The sequence below is a fragment of the Prosthecobacter sp. genome, assembly GCF_014879935.1.
Lineage (GTDB): Bacteria > Verrucomicrobiota > Verrucomicrobiia > Verrucomicrobiales > Verrucomicrobiaceae > Prosthecobacter.
The window spans coordinates 1-9,634 of record NZ_JACSRD010000101.1; the positions used below are offsets into that span (position 1 = coordinate 1).

General features: G+C 60.4%; 8 protein-coding genes. 4 read left to right on the forward strand and 4 right to left on the reverse strand.

What is annotated here, in order from left to right; translation table 11 throughout:
- Window positions 1-330 (forward strand): hypothetical protein (locus IAE77_RS06510; protein WP_294223555.1); only part of this gene is annotated, 330 nt, incomplete at its 5' end.
- 95 nt (window positions 331-425) lie between these two features.
- Here IAE77_RS06510 and IAE77_RS06515 read toward each other — a convergent pair.
- The 3 genes from IAE77_RS06515 to IAE77_RS06525 form a co-directional block, all read right to left on the reverse strand.
- Entirely contained in the window at window positions 426-947 is a 522-nt protein-coding gene (locus IAE77_RS06515) for a glutathione peroxidase (protein ID WP_294223558.1), read from the reverse strand.
- A gap of 94 nt (window positions 948-1,041) precedes the next feature.
- Complete coding sequence (locus IAE77_RS06520) at window positions 1,042-1,770, reverse strand: ABC transporter ATP-binding protein (protein WP_294223561.1); 729 nt, start codon at window positions 1,768-1,770, stop codon at window positions 1,042-1,044.
- A 21-nt stretch (window positions 1,771-1,791) separates the two neighbouring features.
- Entirely contained in the window at window positions 1,792-2,577 is a 786-nt protein-coding gene (locus tag IAE77_RS06525; RefSeq protein WP_294223564.1) for a hypothetical protein, read from the reverse strand.
- A 71-nt stretch (window positions 2,578-2,648) separates the two neighbouring features.
- Here IAE77_RS06525 and IAE77_RS06530 point away from each other — a divergent pair, with 71 nt between their 5' ends.
- Entirely contained in the window at window positions 2,649-4,136 is a 1,488-nt protein-coding gene (locus IAE77_RS06530) for a sulfatase (protein ID WP_294223569.1), read from the forward strand.
- A 75-nt stretch (window positions 4,137-4,211) separates the two neighbouring features.
- Here the strand turns inward: IAE77_RS06530 and IAE77_RS06535 are convergent, their stop codons facing one another.
- A complete protein-coding gene (locus tag IAE77_RS06535) occupies window positions 4,212-5,075 on the reverse strand; it encodes a M48 family metallopeptidase (protein WP_294223572.1) in 864 nt (287 codons plus the stop codon).
- A 63-nt stretch (window positions 5,076-5,138) separates the two neighbouring features.
- Here IAE77_RS06535 and IAE77_RS06540 point away from each other — a divergent pair, with 63 nt between their 5' ends.
- Both IAE77_RS06540 and clpB read left to right on the forward strand, forming a co-directional pair.
- Window positions 5,139-6,332, forward strand: coding sequence for an AI-2E family transporter (locus IAE77_RS06540; RefSeq protein WP_294223575.1), 1,194 nt, complete (start codon window positions 5,139-5,141; stop codon window positions 6,330-6,332).
- 174 nt (window positions 6,333-6,506) lie between these two features.
- Window positions 6,507-9,092 (forward strand): ATP-dependent chaperone ClpB, encoded by a 2,586-nt coding sequence (gene clpB / locus IAE77_RS06545; RefSeq protein ID WP_294223579.1) that lies wholly within the window; start codon window positions 6,507-6,509, stop codon window positions 9,090-9,092.
- Window positions 9,093-9,634: the final 542 nt, after the last annotated feature.

Sequence of the window (9,634 nt, forward strand, 5' to 3'; positions counted from 1 at the left end):
ATCCGTTATCCAACCCGTGAGTACAACTTCTTTCTCTCGCCTTTTGAGGTTTTAAAACACTGCCTAGCCTTGTTTATTCTTGCTGTGCTTGTCTTCGACTTTTTGCCATCCTTCGGACCACCATTTTTTCGATACACTGGCTCGGATCCTAAACACCTCGTTTGGAACTTGGGCTGGCCGATTCCCTGGATCATATACGATTCTGTCAACCCACCCCATTGGTTCGCCTGGCTTGGCGGGAGAATAGCAATTCTGTTCGTGACGCAGGTGATTCTGATTATGGCCTGCGCGTTGTTGCCGTGGATTCTCAAGAACAACGACAAACACTGAGTGAAGGCCACCGGCCTTCCGTAACACAGCCCAGGGTTCGTAGAACCCTGGGCTGTGTTACGCAACCCCATTGGGGTTGAAGAAGCAGTCACAAATTACTTCAACGCCGCTTCGATCGCGGTCATCAGTTCGGGCGAATCGGGCTCCACATCTGAGCCGAAGCGCTTCAAGACGTTGCCGTCCTTGCTGACGAGGAACTTTTCGAAGTTCCAGCCGACTTCGCCTGCGGTGGACTGCAAGGCGGCGTAGAGCGGATGTTTGGCGTCGCCTTTGATCGCCACCTTGGAGAACATGGGGAAGGTGACCTTGTAGTTGTCGGTGCAGAAGGTCTTGATGGCTGCCTCGGTGCCAGGTTCCTGGCCGCCGAAGTCGTTGCAGGGAAAGCCGAGCACGGCGAGGCCCTTGCCGCTCATCTTCTCATGCAGCGCCTGCAATCCGGCATACTGGCCGGTGTAGCCGCATTCGGAGGCCACATTGACGATGAGCAGCACTTTGCCCGCGTAGGTCTTCAGCGTGGTTTCTTTGCCGTCGATGTCCTTGACCGTGATGTCACTGACGTTCGAGTCGGCGGCGACGGCGAGTGTGGTCATGAGGAGCGAGAGGAGGAGGTGTTTCATGGGGATGGGATACGAATGACGAATGACGAATGACGAATGACGAATGACGAATGTTGCGCGGTCTGGACATTCGTCATTTGTCATTCGGATTTCGTCATTTTTTCTCCTCCACCATGCTGAGGAAGATGTCTTCGAGGCGTGTGCCGCGCTGTTCGTGCTCGCGGCGGAGTTCTTCCAGAGTGCCGAGGGCGATGAGTTTGCCGTGATTGATGATGCCGATGCGGTCGGCGAGCTCCTCGGCGATGTTCAGGAGATGCGTGCTCATGAGCACGGTGGTGCCGCTGAGGCTGCGCTCCTTGATCTCGCGTTTCACCGTGCGGGCATGGATGGGATCGAGGCCGACCATGGGTTCGTCGATGACGAAGACTTTCGGATCGTGCAGGAGGGCGCTGGCGATGCCGAGACGCTGCCGTGTGCCGTGGCTGAGATTCTCGATGCGCTGCCGGGTGTGCTCGTGCAGGGCGAATTTGGTGAAAAGCTCGTTGGTTTGAGCCGCGGCATGATCCCGGTCCATCTCGAACAGTTCGGCGATGAAGTCCATGAACTCGAGAGGAGTGAGCTTCTCGTAAAACACGGCCACGTCCGGCACGTAGCCGAGCAGTGACTTCGCCTGCATCGGTTCCTGGTGCACATCGTGTCCGCACAGCCTCACGCGGCCTGCGTCGGGTTTCATCAGGCCGGTCAGCAGCTTCATCGCGGTCGTTTTGCCCGCGCCATTCGGTCCCAGGAAGGCAAACAGCTCGCCAGGCTGGATGGTGAGGTTCAGGCCATCGAGCGCCCGCAGGTCGCCGTAGTTCATGGTGAGGTCTTCGATCTCGATCATGCGTCAAAAATGCGGTTCTGCTCAGTGTGCGTTGTCCTGGAGGCCGTGGATCGTCGGCTCCAGCAGCGAATAGCCGTTCGGGAGGTCGATCCGGGCGAGTTCTCCGGCCTCGGTGAAGAGCATTTTCACCTCATGCGGGCCGATGACCGGCAGCGTCAGCACAAAGCACTTCCGCTGGCGGCCGGCGAGCATCATGACGCCTTCGCGGGCGGAAAGCGCGGTCTGCTTCGGCATCTCGCCCAGCTTTGCCAGGCCACCGCCGCCGAAGAGGGACAGCATGGCCATGGCGCCGCCGTCACCGGCTCCGAGGATCATCTTCATGTCCTGCGAGTTCATGAGGACACGCTCTCCTTGTTTCACCAGGACCTCGGGGGCGGCCTCGTTTTCACCCCAGGCCAGTTTCATGCCGGCATTGCGTTCGGGGAACTCGGCGCGGATCTCCAGGTGCTGCCAGCGTTCCGCATCCGCGAGGATGCAGGCCACATTCCACGAGGCGGCCACCTGCCGACGCCCGTCGTCTTCCATCTGCTCCACCACGCCTCGTGCGAGGATGTCGTGGACAGTCTGGTGGTTCGGCTTGATGCGCTGGCTGATCTGGAAGCTGGCGTGGCCGATTTTTTCACGGTGGTGATACAGATGAAGCTGGCTGCCGAAGGAATCGGACTGGCGGAGGAACAGATCGATTACGACACGAGGCGGCACCATGGCGAAACGGGAGGCCTCGGGGAAGTAAACGTCACGCACGAGCAGCCCGGACATCACCGCCCAGAAAAGCACCGCCAGGAAAGCCGCCACGCGCCAGATCATTGAAGGGATTGTTGTCAGGAAACGCCCGTGGTGGCAAGCACGGCGGCATTTTGGCGGAAAACTTTCTCGCCATGTTCGGGACGGCTTGCCACGATGGGGTGATGCGCCTGCTTTCCGCCCTCCTGTTCATCATTTCCGCCGTTTCCGCCGCTGAAACCCGGCCGCCTAATGTGGTGATCATCCTCGTCGATGACCTGGGCTATTCCGATGTCGGCTGTTTTGGCAACACGCAGATCAAGACGCCGAACATCGACCGAATGGCGGGCGAGGGGACGAAGTTCACGAGCTTTTACGTGGCGCAGGCGGTGTGCAGCGCCTCCCGTGCCGCGCTGATGACCGGTTGCTACGCGAATCGCGTCGGCATGCAGGGGGCGCTGAATCACACGAGCAAGGAGGGCATTCATCCGGAGGAGCGGCTGCTGCCGGAGATGTGCAAGGAGCGCGGATACGCCACCGGGGCGTTCGGCAAATGGCACCTGGGCACCTATCCGATGTTCAATCCATTGAAGAACGGCTTCGATGAATTCCTCGGCATCCCGTATTCGAACGATAACAGCAAGTTCCACCCCTCGCTGGCTCAGGAGATGCCGCCGCTGCCTTTCTACGATGGCTTGAAGATCATCGAAACCGATCCTGACCAGAGCCAGTTCACCCGCCGTTTCACCGAGCGGGCCGTGACCTTCATCGAGAGCAACAAAGGGAAGCCGTTTTTCCTCTACGTGCCGCATGTCATGCCGCACGTGCCGATCTTTGCCTCCGACGCGTTCCGGGGCAGATCGGCCGCCGGGTTGTATGGCGATGTGGTTCAGGAAATTGACTGGTCCGTGGGGAAGATCCTGGACGCCATCCAGCGCTGCGGCATCGAGCGCGAGACGCTGGTGGTGTTCTTCTCGGACAACGGGCCCTTTCTCAGCTACGGCAATCACGCGGGAAGCGCAAAGCCGCTGCGTGAGGGCAAGCTGACCACCTTTGAAGGCGGGGTGCGCAGCCCTTTCATCGCTCGCTGGCCCGGAAGAGTGCCGGCAGGCCAGGTCTGCGATGAGCCGGTCATGGAGATCGACCTGCTGCCGACGATTGCTGGACTGACAGGCGCGAAGCCGCCTGAACGCAAGATCGACGGCCGCAACATGATCGACCTCCTTGAAGGCCGCCCCAATGCGAAGTCGCCCCACGAGGCGCTCGTTTTTTACGGCGGCAGTGAATTGCAGGCGGTCCGCAGCGGCGAGTGGAAGCTGCACTTTCCGCATCCTTACATCACGGTGGATGGTGAGCCGGGGCGGGATGGCAAACCGGCAAAATTTGGCCAGATGAAGCCGAAGTCGATCACGCAGAGCGGCATCGCCGGCATCGCCTCGCGGCATGGCTACCGCGTGGAGGACATCGGCCTGTCGCTGTTTAATCTCAAAGAAGATCCCGGTGAATCACGCAACGTGGCGCAGGAGCATCCGGAGATCGTGGAGCGGCTGAAGAAGCTGGCTGAAACGACTCGGCAGGAGCTGGGCGATGATTTGCAAGGTGTGAAGGGGTCGGAGAACCGGCCGCTCGGCATGGCGCCGTGAGCCGCACGTCGTTCCTCCATTGCGTGCGGTCCGGAACATTCGTCTTCACGCCGCAGCGTGAACAAGGTGCAACGATCATCTCCGCGCACGCTCTCTGGCGATGACTTCGCGGATGTGCTCCATGCGGTTCTCCGGACTCGGATGAGAGCTCATGAAGTCTGAGCGGCCGGCACCACCGCTGGCCTCGGCGAGGATCTCCATCACGCCGATGAGCGCTTCGGGATCGTAGCCCGCCTGGAGCATGAACCGAACGCCGAGCGCGTCAGATTCGGATTCGTCATCGCGGCTGAACTTCATCACTTTGTATTGCGCCACCATCTGGGCGATGTGCATGCCGGTGTTGTTCTGCCCGTCGGACAGCAGGACGCCCACACCTTGCGCCAGACCGCTCCACAGGCGCGAATTGGCCATCTGCTCGTTTGAATGCCGGCCGACGACGTGCCCCATCTCGTGCCCGAGCACTCCTGCGAGCTGGTCTTCCGATTTCAGGCGTCGGAAGAGGGCCTCGGTGATGAAAATCTGCCCGCCAGGCAGTGCAAAGGCGTTCACGGTGCGTTCGTCGGCCAGCAGATGAAATTTGAACTGATACGGCGTCTGCTTTGCGGCTGTGGAGGCGATCAAACGTGATCCCACCTGCTCCACGAGGGCACGCCCGGACGCATCGCGCGAAAGTCCGCCGCTTTCGCGGATCATCTGCGGCGCGGACTGCAGGCCGAGGGCGATCTCCTCATCCGGCGTCGCGATCGCGAGCTTTTGGGTGCGGCCGGTGAACTCATTCTGATACTCCGTGGTGCCGACCCAGTGGTAAAGCAGGGTGCCGCCTATGATGAGGAGGGCCATGATGACCCGCGGATTGCACCCGATGCCGCCACGACCGTGACGACTGCTGTAAACCGATGGGCGTGTCGCTGAGAGGAGCCTGCGGGCAGTAGGGATCATGGCGCGGCTTATACCGCATGGAAAAACCTTGAGCCAGCATGCATTTTGCGGCATGGCAGGCGCATGTCGTTGTTTCAGGAGCACGAGCGCATGGTGGACTGGGGCCGCAAGGGATCGCAGGCGGTGGTCACACTGGCATGCCTCTACATCGTGCTCACGGGCATGCAGGCGGCGGCGAATGTGCTGGTGCCGGTGGCCTACGCTTTTTTTCTGGCGGTGCTGAGCTACCCGCTGGTGCGCTGGTTGCGTCGTCATCGAGTGCCGGCCAGCCTGGCGCTGGGAATCACCATGCTGGTGAACCTCTCGGTGATGGCGGGGATCATCACCGTGGGCGTCCGGCTGCTGATCAGTTTCTGGCGTGATCTGCCGCACTATCTGCGCGGCCTGGAGCGCTATCTGAACGATGCTGCAGCGTGGCTGGAGGCCCAGGGAGTGGAGGGGGCCAGGGCGGCTGTCTCAGGGATTTTCGACTGGAACACGATCGTCGGCTACGCCACGCAGCAGGATGTCATGAAGAGCCTCGGCGGCCTCGTGGGCACCACGTTCGGCACGCTCGCGACGGTGCTGGCCAGTTTCATCATGACACTGATCGTGATGATGTTCATCCTCATGGAGGCGCACGGCACGCAGAGCCGCCTGCAGGCGGTGAATCTCTCCGGCGGCCCGGATTTCAGCGGCCTGATGCGCAGCGCGGACGACATCCAGAAGTACCTCGGCGTCAAAACACTCATCAGTGCGCTCACCGGAGCCCTGGCGGGATTCTGGTGCTGGTTTTTCGATCTGCATTACCCCCTGCTCTGGGCGCTGCTGGCCTTCCTGTTCAATTTCGTTCCTGCGGTGGGCAGCACGGCCGCGTCCATCCCCGCCATCGTGGAGGCGCTGGTGCAGCATGGGCCGACGCACGCGGTGTTCGTCGCCATCGGCTACGGAGGGATCAATTTCTGCCTCGATAACTTCGTGCAGCCCACCATGCTCGGAAACCGCTTCGGCATCTCGCCGCTCGTCGTGATCCTGTCCGTGATCTTCTGGGGTTGGATGTGGGGCCCGCTCGGCATGTTCCTGGCCGTGCCGCTGACGATGGTGCTGAAGGTGCTGCTCGACAACAGTGGCGAGTTCCACTGGATCTCCGTGGCGATGGCCAAGAAGAAGGTGCGCCATGGCGAGGTGGAGGTGGCAGGCTACGATCTGCATCTCAACGAGGGCGAGACGATCGGCAGCGGGGCCAGCACGGAAATTCCAGGGCCGGGCCGCGAGTGACGCACTTGCCCAGTGGGGCCGCACATGTGTGCCATCGAGCCACAGTGTCCTCGAACCCGGGTCGCTGACAAAACGGGCCGTAAACGAGGCAAATCAAGGTTGGCAGCCGCATGCGATCTTGTGGCATGCTTCAAGCACGGAGCTTGTTCAAACAACCACCAACCTCACCACGCCATGTCTCCCGAAAAATTCACCGTCAAACTTCAGGAAGCCTTCAATGCCGCCCAATCCGTCGCCACACGCAGCGGCCAGCAGGAATTGAAGCCTGTGCACCTGCTCACCGCCCTGCTCGAACAAGAAGGAGGCATCGCCACGCCGCTGTTTGAGAAGGCAGCCGTCAATGCGTCGGCGGCTTCAGCTTTGAAGTCCCAAGTTTCAAGTTTGCTGGCCAAACTCCCGAAGGTCACCGGTGGCTCCGGCGGCCTCTATCTCTCCAACGAGTTCCGTGAGCTCATGACAAAGGCCGAGGACGAACAAAAGAAGCTCAAGGACGAGTATCTGAGCGTCGAGCACGTCATTCTCGCGCTGTTCAAAACGAAGACCGAGCTTTCGGAGGCGCTGAAGCAGGCCGGACTGACCTACGACACCGTTTCGAAGGCGCTCACCGCCGTGCGCGGATCGCAGCGCGTGGTGGACCAGGATCCTGAAGGCAAATACCAGACGCTGGAGAAATACGGCACCGACCTGACGGCCCGCGCGAAAGCCGGCAAGATCGACCCCGTCATCGGACGCGATGAGGAGATCCGCCGCGTCATGCAGGTGCTCAGCCGCCGCACGAAAAACAACCCGGTGCTCATCGGCGAACCCGGCGTCGGCAAGACCGCCATTGCCGAAGGACTCGCCCGCCGCATCGTCGCCGGTGACGTTCCCGACTCGCTGAAGGGCAAAAAGCTCATCAGCATGGACCTCGGTGGCATGATGGCCGGCGCGAAGTTCCGTGGCGAGTTCGAGGAGCGCCTGAAGGCCTTCTTGAAGGAAGTCACCTCAAGCGAGGGCGAGATCATCCTCTTCATCGACGAACTGCACACCATCGTCGGCGCTGGCAAGGCCGAGGGAGCGATGGATGCGGGCAATCTGCTCAAGCCCCAGCTCGCCCGCGGAGAACTTCGCTGCGTCGGAGCGACCACTTTGGACGAATACCGCAAACACATCGAAAAGGACCCCGCGCTGGAGCGCCGCTTCCAGCCGGTGAAGGTCGGCGAACCCACGGTGGAGGACACCATCGCCATCCTGCGTGGTTTGAAAGAACGCTATGAAGTGCACCACGGCGTGCGCATTCAGGACGGCGCCATCGTCGCCGCCGCCACGCTGAGCAATCGCTATATCACCGACCGTTTCCTGCCGGACAAGGCCATCGACCTCGTCGATGAAGCCGCCAGCCGCATCAAGATCGAGCTCGACTCCATGCCCACCGAGATCGACGTCATCGAACGCCAGATCATGCAGGACGAGATGGAGCGTCAGGCCTTGAAGAAGGAAAAAGACGCCGCCTCCAAGGCACGCCTTGAAAAACTCGAACGCGAAACCGCCGATCTCAAAGAGAAGTCCGCCGCGCTCAAAGCCCAGTGGATGAAGGAAAAGGAATCCGTCGATGCCGGGCGCAAGGTGAAGGAGGAAATCGACCGCCTGCGCACCGAACTCGAACAGGCCCAGCGCCGTGGCGACTTCGGTCGTGCTGGTGAGATTCAGTATGGTTTGATCCCCGACCTCGAGAGAAAGCTCGCGTCTTCCTCAACTGACAACCGCGAACAGCGAACAGCGAACACGCTGCTGCGCGAGGAGGTGACCGAGGAGGACATTGCTCGCGTCGTCGCCAACTGGACCGGCATTCCCGTCTCACGCCTGCAGGAGGGCGAACGCTCGAAACTCGTGAAGATGGAGGAGCGACTCAGCCAGCGTGTCATCGGCCAGAAGGACGCCATCGCCGCCGTCAGCAATGCGGTGCGCCGCGCCCGTGCGGGCATCCAGGATGAGAACCGCCCCATCGGCAGCTTCCTCTTCCTCGGCCCGACTGGTGTCGGCAAGACGGAACTGTGCAAGGCGCTCGCCGAATTCCTCTTCGACGACGACAGCGCCATGACACGCATCGACATGAGCGAATACATGGAGAAGCACAGCGTCAGCCGCCTCATCGGCGCGCCTCCCGGCTACGTCGGCTATGAAGAAGGCGGCCAGCTCAGCGAAACGGTCCGCCGCCGCCCCTACAGCGTCGTCTTGTTCGACGAGGTCGAGAAAGCGCACCCGGATGTCTTCAACGTCCTGCTGCAGGTGCTCGATGACGGCCGCATCACCGACGGCCAGGGCCGCACGGTCGATTTCAAGAACACGGTCCTCATCATGACCAGCAACATCGGCAGCAATGCCATTCAGGACGTCAGCAATCCTGAGCAGCGTGACGCCCTCGTGCGCGACAGCCTGAAGCAGTTCTTCCGTCCCGAGTTCCTCAACCGCATCGACGAGATCGTCATCTTCGACCGCCTCGACGCCGCGCAGCTCGACCAGATCGTCAAGATCCAGCTCCAGCGCGTCATCGACCGCCTCGCAAAGCAGAACATCCACCTCACCGTCACCGACGACACCACGCGCCATCTTGCCGACGCCGGCTTCGATCCCGTCTTCGGCGCGAGACCTCTCAAACGCGCCATCCAAAAGCACCTCCTCGATCCGCTCAGCCTCGCAGTCCTCGAAGGTAACTTCAAAGAAGGCGATCAGATCACCGCGACGATGAACGAAGGGAAGGTGGTGTTTGAGAAGAAGTAACGGAGCGCGGGCCTCCGAGCCCGCAGCACTCCGCGACAGCCAGCGGCCTGAAACCTCGCAAACGCCTCGCTATTTTGTAGGTCGAAAACAGCGAAAACAACATGCTCTTTATGCTTGCAATCCTGTATCCGGAATTATCGAAATGGTATGTTGTGATGTTAACATTCTCGGAATTGGGTCGGTCATCTTCATGGGCCATGATGAATGTCTTTTGTGCTTTAATAATGAAGCCGTACAAGCAGGTCGACAAGCGCACCTTCACTGTGCTGAGAAAGGTAGTGTCGATGCATCCTGTGTAACCTGGGGTGTTCGAGAGCCCTGTGTGAATATTGGTCAATAACTCCGGTGACAGATTGTTGATGTAAATTATATACATCCAAGATGCAGGTTCTATTGCGCAAGGTCTTGCGCAAGATGATCTGCTCATTGATTGAGCAACAGACTGATTTCAGCGCCCCAAAAGACGTCTCGCCAACTAGGCAGTGTTTTAAAACCTCAAAAGGCGAGAGAAAGAAGTTGTACTCACGGGTTGGATAACGGAT

Bases quoted from the DNA above. Each gene is read 5' to 3' on its own strand.
- IAE77_RS06535 (WP_294223572.1), bottom strand. From the start codon at position 5,075: ATGATCCCTACTGCCCGCAGGCTCCTCTCAGCGACACGCCCATCGGTT.
- IAE77_RS06515 (WP_294223558.1), bottom strand. From the start codon at position 947: ATGAAACACCTCCTCCTCTCGCTCCTCATGACCACACTCGCCGTCGCC.
- IAE77_RS06530 (WP_294223569.1), top strand. From the start codon at position 2,649: ATGTTCGGGACGGCTTGCCACGATGGGGTGATGCGCCTGCTTTCCGCC.
- IAE77_RS06525 (WP_294223564.1), bottom strand. From the start codon at position 2,577: ATGATCTGGCGCGTGGCGGCTTTCCTGGCGGTGCTTTTCTGGGCGGTG.
- clpB (WP_294223579.1), top strand. From the start codon at position 6,507: ATGTCTCCCGAAAAATTCACCGTCAAACTTCAGGAAGCCTTCAATGCC.
- IAE77_RS06540 (WP_294223575.1), top strand. From the start codon at position 5,139: ATGTCGTTGTTTCAGGAGCACGAGCGCATGGTGGACTGGGGCCGCAAG.
- IAE77_RS06520 (WP_294223561.1), bottom strand. From the start codon at position 1,770: ATGATCGAGATCGAAGACCTCACCATGAACTACGGCGACCTGCGGGCG.